Origin of the sequence: Sedimentitalea nanhaiensis DSM 24252 (assembly GCF_000473225.1) — a bacterium.
Lineage (GTDB): Bacteria > Pseudomonadota > Alphaproteobacteria > Rhodobacterales > Rhodobacteraceae > Sedimentitalea > Sedimentitalea nanhaiensis.
Map to the genome: position 1 here is coordinate 693,681 of NZ_KI421509.1, position 18,853 is coordinate 712,533.

General features: G+C 62.2%; 21 protein-coding genes. 10 read left to right on the forward strand and 11 right to left on the reverse strand.

Translation table 11 applies throughout. The annotated features are described in order from the left end of the window. Nucleotides 1-5: 5 nt before the first annotated feature. From NANH_RS0104975 to NANH_RS0104990, 4 genes are read right to left on the reverse strand one after another with little or no spacing between them, the layout of a single operon-like run. Complete coding sequence (locus tag NANH_RS0104975) at nt 6-656, reverse strand: histidine phosphatase family protein (RefSeq protein WP_027261037.1); 651 nt, start codon at nt 654-656, stop codon at nt 6-8. A gap of 2 nt (nt 657-658) precedes the next feature. Then, a complete protein-coding gene (locus tag NANH_RS0104980; protein ID WP_027261038.1) occupies nt 659-1,666 on the reverse strand; it encodes an NAD(P)H-dependent flavin oxidoreductase in 1,008 nt (335 codons plus the stop codon). Between the two features lie 19 nt (nt 1,667-1,685). Continuing rightward, entirely contained in the window at nt 1,686-2,612 is a 927-nt protein-coding gene (locus NANH_RS0104985) for an SDR family NAD(P)-dependent oxidoreductase (RefSeq protein WP_027261039.1), read from the reverse strand. 19 nt (nt 2,613-2,631) lie between these two features. Then, the gene (locus NANH_RS0104990; protein WP_027261040.1) at nt 2,632-3,450 is read right to left on the reverse strand and encodes an SDR family NAD(P)-dependent oxidoreductase; all 819 of its coding nucleotides are present in this window, start codon (nt 3,448-3,450) and stop codon (nt 2,632-2,634) included. 222 nt (nt 3,451-3,672) lie between these two features. Between NANH_RS0104990 and NANH_RS0104995 the strand changes: the two genes are divergently transcribed. Continuing rightward, a complete protein-coding gene (locus tag NANH_RS0104995) occupies nt 3,673-4,668 on the forward strand; it encodes an NADPH:quinone oxidoreductase family protein (RefSeq protein WP_027261041.1) in 996 nt (331 codons plus the stop codon). A gap of 3 nt (nt 4,669-4,671) precedes the next feature. On the opposite strand, the gene NANH_RS0105000 is transcribed toward NANH_RS0104995, so the two are convergent. Next, complete coding sequence (locus NANH_RS0105000; protein WP_027261042.1) at nt 4,672-5,328, reverse strand: histidine phosphatase family protein; 657 nt, start codon at nt 5,326-5,328, stop codon at nt 4,672-4,674. Nucleotides 5,329-5,501: 173 nt separating this feature from the next. Between NANH_RS0105000 and NANH_RS0105005 the strand changes: the two genes are divergently transcribed. From NANH_RS0105005 to NANH_RS0105020, 4 genes are all read left to right on the forward strand, one after another. Next, nucleotides 5,502-6,503 (forward strand): NADP-dependent oxidoreductase, encoded by a 1,002-nt coding sequence (locus tag NANH_RS0105005; protein WP_027261043.1) that lies wholly within the window; start codon nt 5,502-5,504, stop codon nt 6,501-6,503. Nucleotides 6,504-6,534: 31 nt separating this feature from the next. Next, nucleotides 6,535-7,008, forward strand: coding sequence for a MaoC family dehydratase (locus NANH_RS0105010; RefSeq protein WP_027261044.1), 474 nt, complete (start codon nt 6,535-6,537; stop codon nt 7,006-7,008). 115 nt (nt 7,009-7,123) lie between these two features. Further along, nucleotides 7,124-7,564: a type II 3-dehydroquinate dehydratase gene (gene aroQ, locus NANH_RS0105015; RefSeq protein ID WP_027261045.1), complete on the forward strand. Its 441-nt coding sequence runs from the start codon at nt 7,124-7,126 to the stop codon at nt 7,562-7,564. 5 nt (nt 7,565-7,569) lie between these two features. Further along, nucleotides 7,570-8,325: a LuxR family transcriptional regulator gene (locus NANH_RS0105020; protein WP_027261046.1), complete on the forward strand. Its 756-nt coding sequence runs from the start codon at nt 7,570-7,572 to the stop codon at nt 8,323-8,325. A 396-nt stretch (nt 8,326-8,721) separates the two neighbouring features. Here the strand turns inward: NANH_RS0105020 and tsf are convergent, their stop codons facing one another. Next, nucleotides 8,722-9,597 carry a translation elongation factor Ts gene (tsf, locus tag NANH_RS0105025; protein ID WP_027261047.1) on the reverse strand — a complete coding sequence of 292 codons (876 nt, stop codon included), beginning with the start codon at nt 9,595-9,597 and terminating at the stop codon, nt 8,722-8,724. Nucleotides 9,598-9,703: 106 nt separating this feature from the next. Continuing rightward, entirely contained in the window at nt 9,704-10,579 is an 876-nt protein-coding gene (rpsB, locus tag NANH_RS0105030; protein WP_027261048.1) for a 30S ribosomal protein S2, read from the reverse strand. 294 nt (nt 10,580-10,873) lie between these two features. Here rpsB and ugpB point away from each other — a divergent pair, with 294 nt between their 5' ends. The 4 genes from ugpB to NANH_RS0105050 are packed head-to-tail and all read left to right on the forward strand — an operon-like array spanning nt 10,874 to nt 15,009. Then, nucleotides 10,874-12,184, forward strand: coding sequence for a sn-glycerol-3-phosphate ABC transporter substrate-binding protein UgpB (gene ugpB, locus NANH_RS0105035; RefSeq protein ID WP_036049449.1), 1,311 nt, complete (start codon nt 10,874-10,876; stop codon nt 12,182-12,184). A gap of 42 nt (nt 12,185-12,226) precedes the next feature. Next, the gene (gene ugpA, locus NANH_RS0105040; protein ID WP_027261050.1) at nt 12,227-13,108 is read left to right on the forward strand and encodes a sn-glycerol-3-phosphate ABC transporter permease UgpA; all 882 of its coding nucleotides are present in this window, start codon (nt 12,227-12,229) and stop codon (nt 13,106-13,108) included. Between the two features lie 17 nt (nt 13,109-13,125). Next, entirely contained in the window at nt 13,126-13,962 is an 837-nt protein-coding gene (gene ugpE / locus NANH_RS0105045; protein ID WP_027261051.1) for a sn-glycerol-3-phosphate ABC transporter permease UgpE, read from the forward strand. Between the two features lie 3 nt (nt 13,963-13,965). Continuing rightward, on the forward strand, nt 13,966-15,009 hold the full coding sequence (locus NANH_RS0105050) for an ABC transporter ATP-binding protein (RefSeq protein ID WP_027261052.1): 1,044 nt from the start codon (nt 13,966-13,968) through the stop codon (nt 15,007-15,009). On the opposite strand, the gene NANH_RS0105055 is transcribed toward NANH_RS0105050, so the two are convergent. From NANH_RS0105055 to NANH_RS0105065, 3 genes are all read right to left on the reverse strand, one after another. Continuing rightward, nucleotides 14,976-15,812 (reverse strand): lysophospholipid acyltransferase family protein, encoded by an 837-nt coding sequence (locus NANH_RS0105055; RefSeq protein ID WP_027261053.1) that lies wholly within the window; start codon nt 15,810-15,812, stop codon nt 14,976-14,978. The genes NANH_RS0105050 and NANH_RS0105055 overlap by 34 nt on opposite strands. Further along, nucleotides 15,809-16,573 carry a GNAT family N-acetyltransferase gene (locus NANH_RS0105060; protein ID WP_027261054.1) on the reverse strand — a complete coding sequence of 255 codons (765 nt, stop codon included), beginning with the start codon at nt 16,571-16,573 and terminating at the stop codon, nt 15,809-15,811. Before NANH_RS0105060 ends, NANH_RS0105055 begins: the two co-directional genes overlap by 4 nt. 123 nt (nt 16,574-16,696) lie before the next feature. After that, the gene (locus NANH_RS0105065) at nt 16,697-16,879 is read right to left on the reverse strand and encodes a DUF3553 domain-containing protein (protein ID WP_027261055.1); all 183 of its coding nucleotides are present in this window, start codon (nt 16,877-16,879) and stop codon (nt 16,697-16,699) included. Nucleotides 16,880-16,905: 26 nt separating this feature from the next. Here NANH_RS0105065 and NANH_RS0105070 point away from each other — a divergent pair, with 26 nt between their 5' ends. Next, the gene (locus NANH_RS0105070; protein WP_027261056.1) at nt 16,906-17,502 is read left to right on the forward strand and encodes a histidine phosphotransferase family protein; all 597 of its coding nucleotides are present in this window, start codon (nt 16,906-16,908) and stop codon (nt 17,500-17,502) included. Between the two features lie 36 nt (nt 17,503-17,538). Here NANH_RS0105070 and NANH_RS0105075 read toward each other — a convergent pair whose 3' ends face one another. Further along, entirely contained in the window at nt 17,539-18,801 is a 1,263-nt protein-coding gene (locus NANH_RS0105075) for a glutamate-5-semialdehyde dehydrogenase (RefSeq protein WP_027261057.1), read from the reverse strand. Nucleotides 18,802-18,853 lie beyond the last annotated feature (52 nt).

Consider the following 18,853-nt stretch of genomic DNA (forward strand, 5'->3'; position numbering starts at 1 on the left):
GCTCCTCAGCTATAGGTCAGCATTTTTGCACGTTCCGCAGATGAGAAATGCGGGGTTGCGTTGAATTCATGCAGGGTGAATCCCTGTTTTGAAAAGAAAAACCGGGTCCAGCTGGTGTTCTTGACCTGCAGGTTCAGTGCCATCATCTCTGCATCCGGCGCACCCAGGCAGGAGGCGACCAGTTGCCCGATGGGCCCGCCCGAGCTGATCGCCAGAACCCGCCGCGCGTCGGTCTGAGTGGCGAAATGGCGCGCGGCACCGACCCTGTCGGTGAATTGCCGCCAGCTTTCCGCTGCGCCGTGCAGCCCGCCCGCCTGCCATTGCAGGATGGTGTCGCGCAGGGTGCGGAAATGGGTTTTGCGATCGTGGCGCACGGAGTCCGGCACCTGGCCTTCAAAACGTACGCTCAGCAGGTTGTGAAAGTCATACTCGTTGAGGCCGGCATGGGTTTCCGGTGGCTGTGAAAACCCCATGCTGGCCAGGGTTTCATGCTGCCGCGTCAAGGTGCCGGTGACCAGACGATCCGGCAGCCAGCCGCTTTCGCGCAGGGCCGCGCCCGCCAGTTCGGATTGCCGGTGCCCCAGCTCGGACAGCCGGTCATAGTTGTCCGCGCCGAAACTGGCCTGCGCGTGGCGAATGACAAGCAGCTCTGCCATGGCTAACCCGCGAATTCGCCAGAGAGGCCGCGCCCGGCGGTCAGGTATTCCCGTTCGATCCGCGCCACCAGCGTCGGCACATCGGTCAGATCGCGCACCGCGCCGATCCCCTGCCCGGCGCCCCAGATTTCCTTCCAGGCCTTGGGTTTTGACGACCCCGAGGAGAAATTCATCGTCGACGCGTCGGCCGAGGGCAGATTGTCGGCATCCAGACCGGCGGCGGCAATGGACGGTTTCAAATAGTTGCCCGACACGCCGGTGAACAGCGACGAGGTCACGATGTCTTCGGCCCCGCTGGACACGATCATGTCCTTGTAACCGGGCTGGGCGTTGGCCTCGGCGCAGGCGATGAAGGGCGAACCCATATAGCCGAAATCGGCCCCCAGAGCGCGCGCCGCCAACAGCGCCTGACCGGTGGCGATGGCACCAGACAACAGCAGCGGACCATCGAACCAGTCGCGGATCTCGCGGATCAGGGCAAAGGGCGATTGCTGCCCGGCATGGCCACCCGCGCCCGCCGCCACTGCGATCAGGCCGTCGGCGCCCTTGTCGATGGCCTTGCGGGCAAAGGTGTTGTTGATGATGTCATGCAGCACGATACCGCCACAGGAATGCGCCGCCTCGTTGACCTCGACACGCGCGCCCAGGCTGGTGATCCAGATCGGCACCTTGTGGCGGGCACAGATTTCCAGATCGCGGTCCAGCCGCGCGTTGCTGCGATGCACGATCTGGTTCACCGCAAAAGGGGCTGCGGGGCGGTCCGGGTTGGCCTGATTGTGACGGTCCAGTGCTTCGGTGATTTGGGTCAGCCAGGCTTCCAGCAGCGGCGGCTCGCCCTCGGCCTCGCGGGCGTTCAGCGCCGGAAAAGACCCGACGATCCCGGCTTTGCACTGAGCGATGACCAGTTCGGGGCCGGATATGATGAACAGCGGAGACCCCACCAGCGGCAGCCGCAGTCCGCGCAGGGCCTCAGGCAGGTGATTGTCGTCTCGCAACCAGGGTGCGGTCATGTCAGATCCTCGCGTCACGTCAGCCCCAGTCCAGCGAAAGCCCGCGGGCCATTGCGGCATTGGAGACATATTTTTTCGTTTGGTCAAAAGCGCTTGTCAACTCTTGTTGATCTTCTGCACTGGTGATGTCGGCAAAGCGGGCCGCCACCTGTTCGGGGGTAAGGTCGTCGCCTTGCAGGGTGATGCCTTGGGATTCATACACGCGCGTCTGGGCAAAGCAGCCGGCCCCCGCGCCCAGCATCACCCGGCTTGGGGCGTCTTCGCTGACCAGATACAGCAGGCCGGGGGTGATGGTTTCGGGGGCCATCAATTCCAGCGCATCGGCGGGGATCAGCGCCTCGGTCATGCGGGTGGCGGCGGTGGGGGCCAGCACGTTGACGCGGATGTTGTCCCGCGCGCCTTCCATGTGCAGCACGTTCATCAGACCCATCATCGCCGCCTTGGCCGCGCCATAGTTGGATTGACCGAAATTGCCATACAGCCCGCTTCCGGACGAGGTCAGCACGACCCGGCCATAGCCCTGTTCTCGCATCACCGGCCAACAGGCATGGGTGACCGTGGCGCTGCCCATCAGATGCACGTCGACCACGCGGCGGAAATCGTCCAGCGTCATATTGGAAAAGGTCTTGTCGCGCAGGATGCCGGCGTTGTTGACCACAATGTCGATACGCCCCCATTGCGACAGGGTTTGTGTCACCATGTCCGCCACACCGTCGGGGTCGGACACATCGGCGCCATGGGCCATCGCCTGCCCGCCAGCGGCGCGGATTTCATCCACCACCGATTGCGCGGCTGACTCCGAAGCCCCCGAGCCGTCGGTCGCGGCCCCCAGATCGTTGATCACCACCCGCGCGCCACGTTCCGCGAGCCCCAGGGCATGGGCGCGGCCCAGCCCGGTTCCAGCCCCGGTGACAATGGCAACGCGGTTGTCAAACCTTATGGTCATTGATGAACTTCCCCGTCTATCACATTGCTTTTTCAAAGATGTTATGGCCGGACATCACATTGATGCCGCCGCTGACCGGGATCACGGCACCGGTGACATAGGCCCCGCCGCGTCCGCACAGGAACAGCATGCACCCGGCGATATCCTCGTCGCAACCGACCCGGCCCAGCGGCACGTCGCCACCGACCTTTTCGCGCATGCCCTCGTCCGCGGTGGCAAAGGCGGTCATGCGCGACACAAACGGCCCCGGTGCCAGCGCGTTGACGGTAACATGCTGCCCGGCGAGTTCCTTGGCCAGGATTTTCGAGATATGGATCACCGCCGCCTTGGACGCCGAATAGCTGTAGGCCCCGTCGCCCATGGGGATCTCGCCCATCACCGAACCGACGTTGACCACCCGCGCCGGATCGCCGGGCGAACCGGACGCGACCAGCATCGGCAGCAGTTTCTGGGTCAGATCGAACACGCCTGCCACATTGACCGCCATCACTTTTTCCCAGGCCTGATGCGGGAACTGGCCCAATGGGGCGCCCCAGGTAATGCCCGCATTGTTCATAAGGATATCAATCGTTTTCGTGCGATTCTTAACCTCGCCTACCAAGGCATCGACACCCTGTTCAGTGCCGACATCGCCGGCAAAGCCTTCGACGGTGCCGGGCGCGTCGATGGCATTCAGCTGTTCGGCCACCGCGATGCAGGCGTCGCCCTTGCGCGATGCGATCAGCACCCGCGCACCGGCGCGCATCAGCGCCTCGGCGGCCATGCGCCCGATTCCGGTGGCCCCGCCGGTGACCAGCGCGGTTTTGCCATGGAGTGAGAAAAGAATGTCCGGTGTCATGTTCTGCCCCTCAGAGCCGCGCGGCCGCGCGGCGTTTTTGCGTGATGGCCCGCGTCGTCCGACCCTTTGGTGACGGCACGGATGGGTTTATTGGTGAAACCCAGCAGGCCTTCGTATCGCTGTGCAGAATTGCATTTCGAATTTGGATTGACAACACACATTTGCGGCCCGACAGTCTGCCCCCAGCCCGCAGGGTGACACACGAGATCTGGGAGACACGTCATGAAGGCCATGCTGAGTACCGCCCCGGGTGGGCCAGAGACGTTGGAATTGACCGACCTGCCCGATCCAGAGCCGAAGAAGGGCGAATTGCTGATCCGGGTGCGGGCCGCAGGGGTGAATTTTCCCGATACGCTGATAATCCGCGACCTGTATCAGATGAAGCCACCACGCCCCTTTGCGCCGGGGGGCGAAATCGCCGGCGATGTGGCCGCGATCGGCGAGGGTGTCCAGGGCTTTGCCGTGGGCGATCGGGTGCTGGCCCTGTCCGGATCCGGCGGGTTCAGCACACATCTGACCATCGACGCGGCGCGCGCCATCCCGATTCCGGACGGTATGCCCTATGAGGATGCGGCCTGTTTCATATTCACCTACGGCACGTCGCATCACGCGCTGAAAGATCGCGCCCGGATCCAGCCGGGCGAGTCGCTGTTGATTCTGGGCGCGGCGGGCGGCGTTGGCGCGGCGGCGATCGAATTGGGCAAAGCGGCGGGTGCCAAGGTGATCGCGGCGGTGTCCAGCGACGAAAAGGCGGCGTTCTGCCGCCAGATCGGCGCGGATGAAACGCTGGTCTATCCGCGTACGCTGGACCGCGACGCGCAAAAGGCGCTGTCGGGTGAGATCAAGACGCTGGCCGGTGCCGATGGGGTCGATGTGGTCTATGATGCGGTCGGCGGAGACTATGCCGAGCCTGCGATCCGGGCGCTGGCCTGGGAGGGGCGGTTCCTGGTGGTCGGCTTTCCGGCGGGCATCCCGAAGATTCCGCTGAACCTGACTCTTCTCAAGGGCAGCCAGATTGTCGGTGTGTTCTGGGGCGCGTCCACCCTGCGCGACCCCAAGGGGCATATGCAGAATATCAAGGAACTGTTCCAGATGTACGGCCAGGGCAAGATCACGCCCCGGATCAGCGCACGCTATCCGCTAAAGCAGGCCGCCGAGGCGCTGACCCTGATGCAGGACCGCAAGGTGATGGGCAAGGTTGTCCTGACCATGGATTGAGCGTCAGCCCAGATGCGCACAGTCGTTGAACCCCCGCACGCTCATTCGCCCGGCCTGAACCACGATGCGGCTGATCGAGCCGTTGGCGGCCCCGTTAAAGGCAAAGGGCTGCGACCCGCTGGCGATGGCCAGGGCCGCGCCCACCACACCGCCATGCACCACCACGGCGACGCGCTGATCCGGGTGCGCGGCGGCAATGCGCAACAGTCCGGTGCGCACGCGGGCCTGCAGGGCGGCGGTGGTTTCGGCCCCAGGAATCTCGCCCCATTCCTGGCGTTCAAAGGCGCGCTGGAACTCGGGCGCGTTGTCGGCCGCCTTGATGCGGTACAGGCCGCCGTCCCAGTCGCCCAGATGCACCTCGTGCAGGTCGGGATCGATCCGGGGCGTCAGGCCCAGATGCGCCGCCAGCGGCGCAGCGGTCTGATGCGTGCGGCGCAGCATGGTCACATAGATCGCCACCAACGGCTCGCCCTTCAGCCGCGCGGCCACGGCCTGCGCCTGCAGTTCGCCTTCGGGATGCAGGGCCGGATCGCCATGGCCGTTTTTCATTGCAAAGGACACGCCAGGGCGCGCGGGTTCCGTGCGGCCATGCCGGATCAGCAAAAGATCCGCAGCCCCCGCAGGCGGGCTGTAGCTGGTCTGGTGGTATTCCCTGGGCATTGCCGTGCTCCTGATCCTTGGCTTTTCCCGGTGTCCTATCGGGAAAGGCGCAGGGATGACAATATGCCGGGACCACTCGGCACGACCGTGTAATTGCCCACCCCGACCTGGACCGCGCGGGCGCCGATCCGACCGTCCGCCCCCATAGGACCCTAAAACAAGGAGCGATCCGTATGACGAACCGACAGATCACCGTGGCCGAACTGCCAACCGGCGCGCTGACAGCAAACCATTTCGTGCTGCAAGAGATCGAAATGCCCACGCCCGGCGAGGGCGAGGTGCTGCTGCGCACGATCCTGATGTCGATCGATGCGGCCAACCGCAGCTGGATGAAAGGCGCGACCTATCGCGATGCGGTCAAGGCCGGAGATGCGATGCCCACATATGCGATCTGCGAGGTGATGCACAGCAACAGCCCGCGTTTGAAAAAGGGCGATCTGGTGGCCGCCGAAACGGTCTGGGCCGATTACACGGCTTGTGATGCGCGCAAGGTGCAGAAATTGCCGGGGATCCGCCCGGTGTCCAATCTGATGTCCGTTTACGGCATCGCGGGCAAGACCGCGTTTCACGGGCTGGTCGGCATCGGCCATCCGATTGCCGGGGAAACGGTGCTGGTCTCGGCGGCGGCCGGATCGGTGGGTCAGTTCGTCGGACAGATCGCCAAGGCGCTTGGCTGTCGCGTGGTCGGCATTGCGGGCGGGGCCGAAAAATGCGGATGGGTGGTCGAGACGCTGGGTTTTGACGCCTGTGTGGATTATCGCGATCCGGGCATGTTCAAGGCTCTGCGCGCCGCCTGCCCCGACGGGGTGGATGTCTATTTCGACAATGTCGGCGGCCAGATCCTGGAAACCGCGCTGTTCCTGATGAACGAGCGGGGGCGGGTGGTGTGTTGCGGCGCTATCAGCCAGTACGACACCGCCGATGCCACCGGGCCGCGCAACCTGCCGGGTTTGCTGGTGGTCAAGCGGCTGCGGATGGAGGGGTTCATCGTGATGGATTTCGCCGACCGGGATGCCACCGCGCTGCGGGCGCTGCAGACTTGGGTACAGGCAGGTCGGATCAAGGTATTTGAGGACATCGTCGACGGGCTGGAGAATGCGCCCGGAGCGCTGATCGGCCTGTTGGCCGGAGAAAACAAGGGCAAGCGCATGGTGAGGGTTGGCCCGGATCCGTGATATTCGTGACCGCAGGCAAGGAGAAATGACAATGGCCGAAATCGATGACGCGCTGGATCTGGCGCAACAGCAGGTCGGGACCGAAGTGGGCGTATCGAACTGGATCACGGTGGACCAGACCATGATAGACGCCTTTGCCCGGGTGACCCATGACGACCAGTGGATTCACGTCGATCCGGATCGGGCCGCCGCGCAAACCCCGTTCGGGGGGACAATCGCACATGGGTTTCTGACCCTGTCGCTGGCCAGCCGCTTTGCCTATGATTGTTTCCCGATGCTGCCCGGGCAGGTGATGGGCATCAATTATGGCTTTGACAAGCTGCGGTTCCTGTCGCCGGTCCGTGCCGGATCGCGGGTGCGGGGGCGGTTTGTTCTCGCCAGGGTCAAAAAGCGAAACAACACCAAGTTGCTGCGCGAATACACTCTGACCATTGAAATCGAGGGGCAGGAGACCCCGGCTCTGGTGGGTCAATGGTTGGGGTTGGCGGTGTTCGGCGACCCCTGAACCGGAAGAATTTCCTTGCGTCACCCTGTGGTTGCAGACAGCCTGCGTGCTTGGCGAACTGGACAGGTCAGGTTTAACATGGCTATGACCGTCGAGCACAATGGGATTTGACGCAATGAACCGGATTCTGATCATGAACGGCCCCAATCTGAACCTTTTGGGCAGCCGCCAGCCCGAGGTTTACGGTGCCACGACCCTGGCGATGATCGAAGACGCCTGTCGAGCCCATGGCAAAGCCATCGGACTGGCTGTAAGCTGTCTGCAATCCAACCACGAAGGCGCGATGATCGACGCGGTCCACGCCGCCAAGAGGTCGCAGGACGGGCTGGTGATCAACGCCGGGGCCTATACCCATACATCAATCGCGCTGATGGACGCCGTGTCATCGGTTGAGCTGCCCCTGGTCGAGGTGCATCTGTCCAACATCCACGCCCGCGAGGAATTCCGACACCGATCCTATTTGGCGAAAGTGGCATTGGGACAGATTTGCGGTTTTGGCGCTCAGGGATATATTCTGGCGCTGGATGCTCTCAAGGCGCATTTGGAGGTGACATGAGTGCAATGTCTCTGCGGGAATACCTGCATTTCGTCACCAATACCCAAAGTCTGGAAGAATTGTGGCCGCTCCATACCAAACAAATGGCAAGTTATGGATTTGACCGGCTGATATATGGATTTACCCGATACCGCACCCGAACGTCATTGGGAGATCCGGACGATTTCACCATTCTCAGCAATCATAGTCCCGAATATGTTAAGGGATTTGTTCAAAACGGGCTTTATTTCCATGCTCCGATGCTGCGATGGGCGCTGGAAAATGAAGGCGCCGGGAGCTGGCGCAAGACCTATCAGAATTTCGATCTCGGCAGTTTGACCACAGAACAGATCAAGGTTGTGGAATTCAATCTGAAGATGCAAGTCACCGCCGGATATACCATCAGTTTCAAATCGGTCTCGCCACGTTCAAAAGGGGCGATATCGCTGGCGGCCCGAGCGGGGATGCTTCAGGACGAGGTGGACCAGATCTGGGCCGAGCATGGCGAAGATATCCATTTGATGAACAATGTCGCCCATCTGCGTATCCTCACCCTGCCCTACAGCCCGCCCAACCGCGGATTGACCAAACGTCAGCGCGAGGCGCTGGAATGGGTCGGCGATGGAAAAACCACCCAGGACATAGCGATTCTCATGGGGCTGACAGCGGCCACGGTCGAGAAGCATCTTCGCCTTGCGCGCGAGTCACTCTCGGTGGAAACGACCGCGCAGGCTGTACTCAAGGCGGGCCTATTAAATCAGATGTTTGTTATGGAAACGTGAATTTCATTTGCAATCAATTACTTGTTGATTTGGCCAAGGCCCGGTTACCTTAGGTAAGGAATACACTACTTTTAAATGTGCTCTTTACGTAGCAAGGTGTGTTTGTTCCGTGAGTGGTGGCTTTGGCCTGGGAACATCGGGAAATGAACCTTGGTATTACAAGGCTCTCTGACCTGTCCGGCCCAGGCGTGTATTGATCCGCGTCTGGGTTGGAACAACTGAACGGTCCCGTCCATCCCCATTGAACTGGGGCCTTCAAAAAAGTCGGAGCCGCGCATTATGCGTGGCTCCGCATCTTTTTGGGTTCCGCATTTTGCCCACGTATCGGGCACCCCCGACAAAGCACATCGGGGCACGCCGGAACGTGCCCCGATGAAAACGCAGATCGGGCCGGCGTCAGCCCTGAGCGGCCTTTGCCACCTCGGCGGCAAAGTCCTCGACCTTTTTCTCGATGCCTTCGCCAACTTCAAGACGAACGAAACCGGTCACGGTCGCGCCAGCCTCTGTGGCTGCGGCACCAACGGTCAGATCGGGGTTAACGACGAACGGCTGGTTCAGCAGCGTGACTTCGGCCATGAATTTCTTCATCCGGCCCACGATCATTTTTTCGATCACCGCTTCGGGCTTGCCGCTTTCGCGGGCAATGTCCATCTGAACGGTCTTTTCCTTTTCGACCACGGCCGGATCGAGATCGGCCTCGGACAGAGAGGCCGGGTTAACGGCGGCGATATGCATCGCAACCTGTTTGCCGAATGCCTCGTCACCGCCGGTCATGGCGACCAGAACGCCGATCTTGCCCATGCCGGGTGCAGCGGCATTGTGAACATAGGACACGACCTGATCGCCAGTGATCGACGTCATGCGACGCACGGACATATTTTCGCCGATGGTGGCGATCTTGTCGGTGATCACGTCGGCCACCGATTTGCCGCCCATGTCGGCCGCCTTCAGCGCTTCGACATCGCCCACACCCAGGGCCGCGCGGGCGATGCCGCTGACCATTTCCTGGAATTCGGCGTTCTTGCCGACAAAATCGGTTTCCGAATTGACCTCGACGGCAACGCCCTTGCCGCCATCTACGACCACGGCGACCAGCCCTTCGGCCGCGATACGACCGGATTTCTTGGCCGCTTTGGCCAGACCCTTGGTGCGCAGCCAGTCAACGGCGGCTTCCATGTCGCCATCGGTTTCGGTCAGTGCTTTCTTGGCGTCCATCATGCCTGCGCCGGTGCTGTCGCGCAGTTCTTTCACCATCGATGCTGTGATTGCCATTTTTGGCTCTCCTGTTCAGGGAAATTCAACGGTTGCAGCGCGGGCATAACCCGCGCTGCGTATCAGACCTGTGACGCGCTGCCAGAAAGGCGGCAGCGCGGGCTGATCAGCCCTTGGCTGCTTTTTCCAGGGTCTTGGCAGTGGATTCGATATCCATCGGTGCGTCTTTGGCCATCGCGTCGTTGGAAACCGTTTCGCTGGAGGCGTCACCAACTTCGACGCCGGTGCTTTCGGCAACGGCTTCTTCCATTGGCGCTTCTTCCATGGCACCCAGATCGACACCGGCTGCGCCCAGCTGCGCGGACATGCCGTCCAGCGCCGCGCGCGACGCCAGATCGCAATACAGGCTGATCGCGCGGGCCGCGTCATCGTTGCCGGGAATGATGTAATCGACACCATCGGGCGAACAGTTGGTATCCACCACGGCGACAACCGGGATACGCAGCTTGTTGGCTTCGGCGATGGCCAGGGCCTCTTTCTTGACGTCGATGACGAACAGCAGGTCCGGCGTGCCGCCCATTTCACGGATACCGCCCAGGGACGCTTCCAGCTTGTACTGGTCACGTTCCATGCCAAGACGCTCTTTCTTGGTCAGGCCTTCGGCACCGCTTTCCATCAGTTCGTCGATCTGCTTGAGGCGCTGGATCGATTTGGACACGGTTTGCCAGTTGGTCAGCGTGCCGCCCAGCCAACGGTGGTTCATGAAATACTGTGCCGATTTCTCGGCGGCTTCGGCGATCGGCTGGCTGGCCTGACGCTTGGTGCCGACGAACAGGATCCGGCCGCCCTTGGCGACGGTGTCGCGGATGGCCTGCAACGCCTGGTCCAGCATCGGGACGGTCTGTGTCAGGTCCATGATGTGAATGCCGTTGCGCGCGCCGTAGATGAACGGGCCCATGCGGGGGTTCCAGCGCTGTGTCTGGTGACCAAAGTGTACGCCTGCTTCGAGCAGCTGGCGCATGGAGAACTCGGGAAGAGCCATGCCTTCTTTCCTTTCCGGTTTTATCCTCGGCGGGGGTCTCGACGCATGTGCGCCAACCGGCGGACCTATGGGGATGTCTCCCCCATCGGCCCAACCCCGCCTGCGGGTTGAATGGCGCGCGTATACGGCAGGCCGGGACATGCCGCAAGCGGTAAAGCACGCCAGTGCCATATCTTTGGCACCCGCCCGCCTGCCCGCACGTCATGGGGGGCGTGTCGTAAAACTGTTGTGGGAATCATACAAGTGGCTAGGCTGTTGCCATCGACGGCTCACTATCAAACCGGGGGAAATACCATGCAGATCAAAACCTTCTTGGGCGCAATGGCGTCCACGGCCGCCCTGGCCACCGGCGCGTATGCGCAAAGCGAAATTCAATGGTGGCACGCCCATTCGGGCCGCTTGGGCGAACTGGTCGACGAAATCGCCAACGGGTTCAATGACTCTCAGAGCGATTTTGTCGTCGTGCCATCCCACAAGGGCAACTATTCGGAAACGCTGAATGCGGGCATCGCGGCGTTCCGGGCCGGCGAACAGCCGCATCTGTTGCAGGTGTTCGAGGTCGGCACCGCCACCATGATGGCCGCACAGGGCGCGACCAAACCGGTCTATACGCTGATGGCGGAATCCGGTGCCGATTGGGATCCGGACGCCTATATCGGCGCGGTCAAAGGTTATTACACCACCACCGATGGCCAGATGCTGTCGATGCCGTTCAATTCGTCCACGCCGGTGCTGTGGGTCAACCGTGATGCGTTCACCGCCGCCGGGCTGGACCCGGATATGGATCTGTCGACCTGGCAGCAGGTGGGCGAGGCGCTGGACGGGCTCAAGGCTGGCGGCAGCACCTGTCCGCTGACCACCGCGTGGCAAAGCTGGATCCATCTGGAAAACCTGTCAGCCTATCACAACGTGCCCTTCGCCACCCAGGAAAACGGGTTTGCCGGTCTGGACACCGAGCTGGCGCTGAACGGCCCGGTGCAGGTCGCCCATATCGAGGCGATGGGCCAATGGGCCAAGGATGGCAAGTTCATCTATAACGGGCGGCGCAACGAAGGCGGTGCGAATTTCCGCGCCGGGGAATGTGCGCTGTTCACCGAATCCTCGGCCGGCTATGCCGGGATCAAATCCGAAGCCGCGTTCGATTTCGAGGTCCGCCCGCTGCCCTATTGGGACGGCATCGACGGTGCCCCGCAGAATACCATCATCGGTGGCGCGTCGCTGTGGGTGATGGAAGGGCATGACGCCGCCGAATACGAAGGCGTGGCGCAGTTCCTGACCTATCTGTCCTCGCCCGAGGTTCAGGCCAAGTGGCATCAGGACACCGGCTATTTGCCGGTCACCGTTGCGGCGGGCGATCTGACCCGCGAACAGGGGTTCTATGACGCCAATCCGGGCACGGATATCGCCGTGATCCAGATGACCGCCAACCAGCCGACCGCCAATTCCAAGGGCCTGCGGCTGGGCGGTTTCGATCAGATCCGCGGCATCATCGACGAGGAACTGGAAGCGGTCTGGGTCGGCGACAAGGATGCGCAAACCGCCCTGGACAGCGCGGTCGCGCGTGGCAACCAGTTGCTGCGCCGCTTCCAGCAAGCCAACCAGTAAAGATCCGGGCGGGGGTCATTTCGGCCCCTGCCCGCCCTTGATTTGGAAAAGCGCGTCACCTTCAAAGGCTGGTTGTTGCCGGTGCTGCTGCTGTTGCCGCAGATCGTCGTCACCGCCGTGTTCTTTTTCTACCCCGCCGGTCAGGCGGTGTGGCAATCATTGTTCATTCCCGATCCCTTTGGGTTGAAATCGCAATTCGTCGGGCTGGGCAATTTCCAATACCTGCTGAATGATCCCTATTACCGCGCGTCCTTTGTGACCACGGCGGTGTTTTCCGGCCTGGTTACCGTGGTGTCGATGGGCATGGCGCTGTATCTGGCGCTGCTGGCGGACCGGCTGATCAAAGGATCGGGCACCTATCGTACCCTGCTGATCTGGCCCTATGCGGTGGCTCCGGCGGTGGCCGGGGTGCTGTGGCTGTTCATGTTCAACACCCGCGTCGGCGTGGTGTCGTGGTATCTGGGGCTGCTGGGCTATGACTGGAACCACGTTCTGAACGATGCCGAGGCCATGGGGCTGGTGGTTGCCGCCTCAAGCTGGGGGCGGGTCAGTTACAATTTCCTGTTCTTTCTGGCCGGATTGCAGGCCATTCCGCGTTCGGTGATCGAAGCCGCCGCCATTGACGGGGCGCATTTCTGGACCCGGTTCCGCACCATCGTCTTTCCGCTGCTGTCGCCGACGACGTTTTTCCTGTTGGTGGTCAACATCGTCTATGCGTTTTTTGAAACCTTCGGGGTAATCCACACCATCACCAGCGGCGGACCGCAACAGGCGACCACAATTCTGGTCTACAAGGTCTACAAGGACGGGTTCGTCGGCCAGGATCTGGGCGGGTCGGCGGCGCAATCGGTGATCCTGCTGGTCGTCGTCGGCATCCTGACCGTCATCCAGTTCAAATTCATCGAACGCAGGGTGCATTACTGATGGCAGAGCGCAGCGGCATGGTTGAAAAACGCGGTGCGGGCCACTGGTTTACCCATCTCGGGCTGATCGTCGGCGTGCTGATCATCTTTTTCCCGATCTGGCTGGCCTTTGTCGCCTCGACCGTGACCCAGCCCGAAATCGTAAAACCGCCGATGCCGCTGTGGCCGGGCGGGCATTTCTTCGAAAACTACCGCTCAGCGCTGGTGTCGGGCATCAATGCGCCGGTGGCGCGGATGCTGGGCAATTCTCTGGTGATGGCGCTGGGGATTGCATTGGGCAAGATCGCGATTTCGCTGCTGTCGGCCTTTGCCATCGTCTATTTCCGGTTTCCGGGGCGGCGGCTGTTCTTTTGGTTGATCTTCCTGACCCTGATGCTGCCGGTCGAGGTACGCATCGTGCCCACCTATGAGGTCGTCGCCGGGTTCGGCATGCTCAACAGCTATTCGGGTCTGATCTTTCCGCTGATCGCGTCCGCCACCGCGACATTTCTGTTCCGGCAGTTTTTCATGACCGTCCCGGACGAGCTGGCCGAGGCCGCGCGTGTCGATGGCGCGCGTCCGATGCGGTTTTTCCTCGATATCCTGCTGCCGATGAGCCGCACCAATATCGCGGCACTGTTTGTGATCCTGTTCATCTATGGCTGGAACCAGTACCTGTGGCCCCTGCTGATCACCACCGATCCGCAGATGAATACCATCGTCATGGGAATCAAGCAGATGTTTCCGTCCGGCGACGATGTCGCCGACTGGCCGGTGATCATGGCGACCTCGATCCTGGCCATGGTGCCGCCCATCGTGGTGGTGATTTCAATGCAGAACCTGTTTATCCGCGGGCTCGTGGACAGCGAGAAATAAGCAATGGCAACTTTGAAACTGAGAAACGTCAAAAAGCGGTTCGGCTCGACCGACGTGATCCATGGCGTCGATCTGGACGTGGCAGATGGCGAGTTCATCGTCATCGTCGGACCGTCCGGCTGTGGCAAATCCACCCTGTTGCGCATGGTGGCGGGGCTCGAAACCGTCAGCGGCGGCGAGATTTCGATCGATGGCAAGCCGGTCAACGATCTCGAACCGATGGATCGCGACATCGCGATGGTGTTTCAGAACTATGCGCTCTATCCGCATATGTCGGTGTACGACAACATTTCCTATGGGCTGAAGATCGCCAAAACGCCCAAGGAAGAGATCGCCGCGCGGGTCGCCACCGCAGCCAAGATGCTGCAACTGGAACCCTATCTGCAACGCAAGCCGCGCGAACTCTCCGGCGGTCAGCGCCAGCGCGTCGCCATGGGGCGGGCGATTGTGCGCAAGCCTGCGGTGTTCCTGTTCGACGAGCCGCTGTCCAATCTGGATGCCAAGCTGCGCGTACAAATGCGGCTTGAAATCAAGGCATTGCAAAAGGAACTTGGCATCACCTCGCTCTATGTCACTCATGATCAGGTCGAGGCGATGACGCTGGCGGACCGAATGGTGGTGATGCATGGCGGCGTGGCAGATCAGATCGGCGCGCCGCTGGATGTCTACGCCAACCCGGCCACCAGTTTCGTCGCCGGTTTCATCGGCTCGCCCGCCACCAATTTCCTGCCGCCCGCGGCGCTGAATGCGCCCCGCGACGGGGCCAGCACCGTTGGTGTGCGCCCGGAACACACGCGCCTGGTGCACAGTGGCGAGGGCCAGACCCAGGGCATTGTCACCTTCTCCGAAGCCCTGGGCGCGGAAACGTTGGTGCATCTCAGCCTGCCATCGGGGGCGGCATTCACCGTGCGCCAGGACGGCGCGCTGCCCTGCCCGCACAGCGGCGAGCATTGCGGCGTCGATTGGGACCAGAGCCGCGAAATCCTGTTTGACGCCGACGAACGGCGGATCCGTCAGGGGCGGGCCAGGGCGGCGGCGTGTCCCTGACGCACCACGGTCTCGCAGTGGGCCGCCAAAACCTTGCGGTTGGGGAAATCGGCGACCCGAACCGGCGGGTGATAAATCAGCTCGACCGTCCCCGGACGGTGCACCGCCAGGGTCTTGATAAGATGCGTGCCAAACTCCATATCGCCCCACCAGCCATAGAACCGGGCCGAGTGTCCCACCGGGGCATGATAGATCACGCTGACCGGCTGCACGGACAGGATGTCGCGCAGATCCTTAGTGAAAAATGCCGCGAAAAGAGTTGATTTAAAAGGTAAAACACGCATTCCATCCGTTGATGTCCCCTCGGGGAAGAACAACAGCTTGTGCCCCGCCAGAAGACGGCGTTCGAACAGCTCGGTCTGCTCGCGGGCACGGGCCGGGTTGCGCTCGATGAACAGGGTGCCGGTGGCCCGCGCCAGCCAGCCGATACCGGGCCAGCCCGCGACTTCGGATTTGGACACGAAATAGACCCGCTTGCGGGCGTTCAGGGCAAAAATATCCAGCCACGATGCATGGTTGGCGACCACGGCCCCCGGCTGCCGCATCAGGGTGCCGGAGCTGCGAAATCCCATGCCCAGAATGCAAAACGCGCTGCGACAGACAAATTGCGTGATAAAAGGTGTGATCGGGCGGCGCAGTCCAAACAGTGGGCGTTCCACCAACCGCACCACCAGCAGCAAAACCAGGCCACCAAAGACCAGCAGGCCCAGGATCAGGCCGCGCAGGGCCGCCCGCACCCAACCCCACACCCCGATCACATATGGATCATCCGGCGGCAGGTTGCTGTCCCAGGTCGCGCTCATGCACCCGGTTGCCCGGAATAGAGCCGTTTTTGCCGCGCGTTCATGCGGGCGATGTCCAGCACCAGACAGATATCCGTGGTGTTGAACGCATGATCCACATAAGCCCCTTCGCCAACGAACCCGCCCAGCCGCAGGTAAGCCTTGATCAGGGCCGGGGTCGCCCGCATGGCGCTCAGCCGGTCCAGCCGTTCAGGCGGCACCAGATCCATAGCCTGGAAATGCGCCGGATGCGCCCGCACCCGCAGATCCGGCGGCGCCAGATGCGCGTGGTGCAGCATCGACAAAGATTGGGCCAGCGGCGCAATGTCGGTACCGTGAAAGCTGGCCACGCCGAACAGGATCTGGATTCCATGCTCCTGCACATACCGCGCCAGCCCGTTCCACAGATGATACATCGCCGTGCCGCCGCGAAAATCAGGGTGCAGACAGGACCGCCCCAGTTCGAGCAGGGGACGACCGCCGGATTTCAGCGCGGTCAGGTCATATTCGTCCTCGGAATAGAACTGCCCGGCCCGTTCGGCCTGATCGCCGCGCAGCAGCCGATAGACTCCGACCACGGTTTGGGTCGGGACATGCGACACCAGCAGATGGTCGAAATAGGGATCGAACCGGTCCCGCTCCAGCCCCAGCTGATGATCCACCAGCGCACCGTCGCCGCCCAGTTCGCGCACGAACACCTCGTAGCGCAGCGCCTGCGCGGCCTGCAACTCGGCCTGGGTTTCGGCAAGCCTGACGTCGAATTCGGCCGCGATTTCTGGCATTGGCATTCCGTCGAAAGTAGGTCGGTGGGTTGGCGGCACGGTGTAGCCGGATCCCGACGGCAAGGCAACGCGCGGCGCAAACGCGCTGGCATTAACCGGTCATTAACGCTTCGTAAACCAGTTTCAGGGATCAAAGACCGGAACCAAAGCTATCCGGGCGCCATCAATGACAACTTTTCCCTGCTCGCGAAAATTCACGGTGATCTTGCCGCCGACATTGGACTGTACCTGTCCGATTCCCCACTCGGCAAATTGCGGATGGCGCACCAGCATGCCGGGTGCCAATATGGCGTTCAGGTCTGTCATTCTTGGGCCCGTATCGGAGGAACGTATTGGGACAGAGTAATATCAATCTGGCGGCCTTGATAGGGTCCAGAATCTGCCATGACCTGATCAGCCCGATCGGTGCCATCACCAATGGGCTGGAACTGCTGGATCTGGCGGGCAGCGTGCAAGGTCCGGAACTGGACCTGATTGCAGACAGCGTCGGCAACGCAGGCGCGCGGATCCGGTTTTTCCGCATTGCCTATGGCGGCGCGGGTGAGCAGCTTTTGGGGCGCTCTGAAGTGGTGTCGGTGCTCGAGGATCTGGGCCGGGGCGGGCGTCAGACCGTACAATGGGCTCCGCTGGACTCGCAGCCGCGCAACCTGGTCCGGCTGGCCTTTCTGGCGCTGCAATGCTGTGAAACCGCCATGCCCTATGGCGGGTTGGTGCGGATCATGGCCGAAGACGACGTGTGGACCATCACCGGTCAGGCCGACAAGCTGGCAGTGGACGAAGCCCTGTTCGACGGTCTGTCGAACCCGGATACGCTGACCGAAATCACGCCTGCGCAGGTGCAATTCGCGCTGCTGCCGACCGTGGCGCAGGACCTGGGACGCAAGGTGTCGGTGGCCCGGCAACACGGTCAGATCACAATCCGGTTCTAACGCCTCATGCGTTGAACCGGACATACGTTCCCCGCCTTAGCCACGCACCGCGCCATCGCCCTGCACCAGATATTTGAAGCTGGTCAGCTGCGCCGCCCCGACCGGGCCGCGCGCGTGCATCTTGCCGGTGGCGATCCCGATTTCCGCCCCCATGCCGAATTCGCCGCCGTCGGCGAATTGCGTCGATGCATTATGCATCAGGATGGCGCTATCGAGCTGTTGAAAGAACCTCTCGGCGGCGGCGGGGGTCTCGGTGATGATGCAATCGGTATGGCTGGAGCCAAATTTCCGGATATGGCCAATTGCGGCGTCGATATCCGCTACCGGTTTGGCGGCGATGATGGCATCCAGATATTCCCTGCCCCAATCCTCGGCGGCGGCGGGGACGGTTCCGTCCACCGCCAATGTCCCTTCGGCGCGCACCTCGACCCCGGCGGCCAGCAGCGCGGCAACCACGTCGCGCCCCAGGCTCTCGGCGATGTCCTGATGCACCAGCAGGCATTCCGCGGCACCGCAGATCCCGGTGCGCCGGGTCTTGGCGTTCAGCACCACATCGATCGCTTTTTGCGGATCTGCATCCTTGTCCAGATAGATATGCACGATGCCTTCGAGATGGGCAAAGACCGGCACCCGCGCCTCGCGCTGAACCAAGCCGACCAACCCCTTGCCGCCCCGCGGCACGATCACGTCCACGGTGTCGGTCATGGTCAACAGCGCGGACACGGCGGCGCGGTCTCGCGTTGGGACCAGTTGCACCGCATCCTCGGGCAATCCCGCCGCGCGCAGCCCCTGCACCAGACAGGCGTGAATGGCAGCCGAGGAGTGATAGCTTTCCGAGCCACCGCGCAGGATCACCGCATTGCCCGATTTCAGGCACAGCGCTCCGGCGTCGGCGGTGACATTGGGACGGCTTTCATAGATCACTCCGATCACCCCCAGCGGCGTACGCACCCGCCGGATGTGCAGCCCCGACGGCATGTCCCATTCCGCCAGAACCTCGCCCACCGGATCGGCCTGTTCCGCCACCGCGCGCAGCCCGTCCACAATGCCTTGAATGCGGAGTTCATCCAGCATCAGACGGTCCATCATGGCCGCGCTCAGCCCCTTGTCGCGCCCGAATTCCAGGTCTTTTGCGTTGGCCTGCAAAATTTCGCTCCGCGCGGCCCAGACCGCCTCGGCGGCGGCGATCAATGCGGCGTGTTTGCGCGCGGCGCTGGCCGAGGCCAGCTGTTGGCTGGCCGCCCTGGCGCGTTGACCGATTTCGGCCATCAAGGCGGGGATGTTGTCCATGTCTTTCATACCAATGTCCCTTGCAGAGAGCCGGGGCACAATCTGCACCGGCGGGATTTGC

Coding starts and splice junctions, on each gene's coding strand:
- NANH_RS0104975 (WP_027261037.1), bottom strand. CDS start 656: ATGGCAGAGCTGCTTGTCATTCGCCACGCGCAGGCCAGTTTCGGCGCG.
- NANH_RS0104980 (WP_027261038.1), bottom strand. CDS start 1,666: ATGACCGCACCCTGGTTGCGAGACGACAATCACCTGCCTGAGGCCCTG.
- NANH_RS0104985 (WP_027261039.1), bottom strand. CDS start 2,612: ATGACCATAAGGTTTGACAACCGCGTTGCCATTGTCACCGGGGCTGGA.
- NANH_RS0104990 (WP_027261040.1), bottom strand. CDS start 3,450: ATGACACCGGACATTCTTTTCTCACTCCATGGCAAAACCGCGCTGGTC.
- NANH_RS0104995 (WP_027261041.1), top strand. CDS start 3,673: ATGAAGGCCATGCTGAGTACCGCCCCGGGTGGGCCAGAGACGTTGGAA.
- NANH_RS0105000 (WP_027261042.1), bottom strand. CDS start 5,328: ATGCCCAGGGAATACCACCAGACCAGCTACAGCCCGCCTGCGGGGGCT.
- NANH_RS0105005 (WP_027261043.1), top strand. CDS start 5,502: ATGACGAACCGACAGATCACCGTGGCCGAACTGCCAACCGGCGCGCTG.
- NANH_RS0105010 (WP_027261044.1), top strand. CDS start 6,535: ATGGCCGAAATCGATGACGCGCTGGATCTGGCGCAACAGCAGGTCGGG.
- aroQ (WP_027261045.1), top strand. CDS start 7,124: ATGAACCGGATTCTGATCATGAACGGCCCCAATCTGAACCTTTTGGGC.
- NANH_RS0105020 (WP_027261046.1), top strand. CDS start 7,570: ATGTCTCTGCGGGAATACCTGCATTTCGTCACCAATACCCAAAGTCTG.
- tsf (WP_027261047.1), bottom strand. CDS start 9,597: ATGGCAATCACAGCATCGATGGTGAAAGAACTGCGCGACAGCACCGGC.
- rpsB (WP_027261048.1), bottom strand. CDS start 10,579: ATGGCTCTTCCCGAGTTCTCCATGCGCCAGCTGCTCGAAGCAGGCGTA.
- ugpB (WP_036049449.1), top strand. CDS start 10,874: ATGCAGATCAAAACCTTCTTGGGCGCAATGGCGTCCACGGCCGCCCTG.
- ugpE (WP_027261051.1), top strand. CDS start 13,126: ATGGTTGAAAAACGCGGTGCGGGCCACTGGTTTACCCATCTCGGGCTG.
- NANH_RS0105050 (WP_027261052.1), top strand. CDS start 13,966: ATGGCAACTTTGAAACTGAGAAACGTCAAAAAGCGGTTCGGCTCGACC.
- NANH_RS0105055 (WP_027261053.1), bottom strand. CDS start 15,812: ATGAGCGCGACCTGGGACAGCAACCTGCCGCCGGATGATCCATATGTG.
- NANH_RS0105060 (WP_027261054.1), bottom strand. CDS start 16,573: ATGCCAGAAATCGCGGCCGAATTCGACGTCAGGCTTGCCGAAACCCAG.
- NANH_RS0105065 (WP_027261055.1), bottom strand. CDS start 16,879: ATGACAGACCTGAACGCCATATTGGCACCCGGCATGCTGGTGCGCCAT.
- NANH_RS0105075 (WP_027261057.1), bottom strand. CDS start 18,801: ATGAAAGACATGGACAACATCCCCGCCTTGATGGCCGAAATCGGTCAA.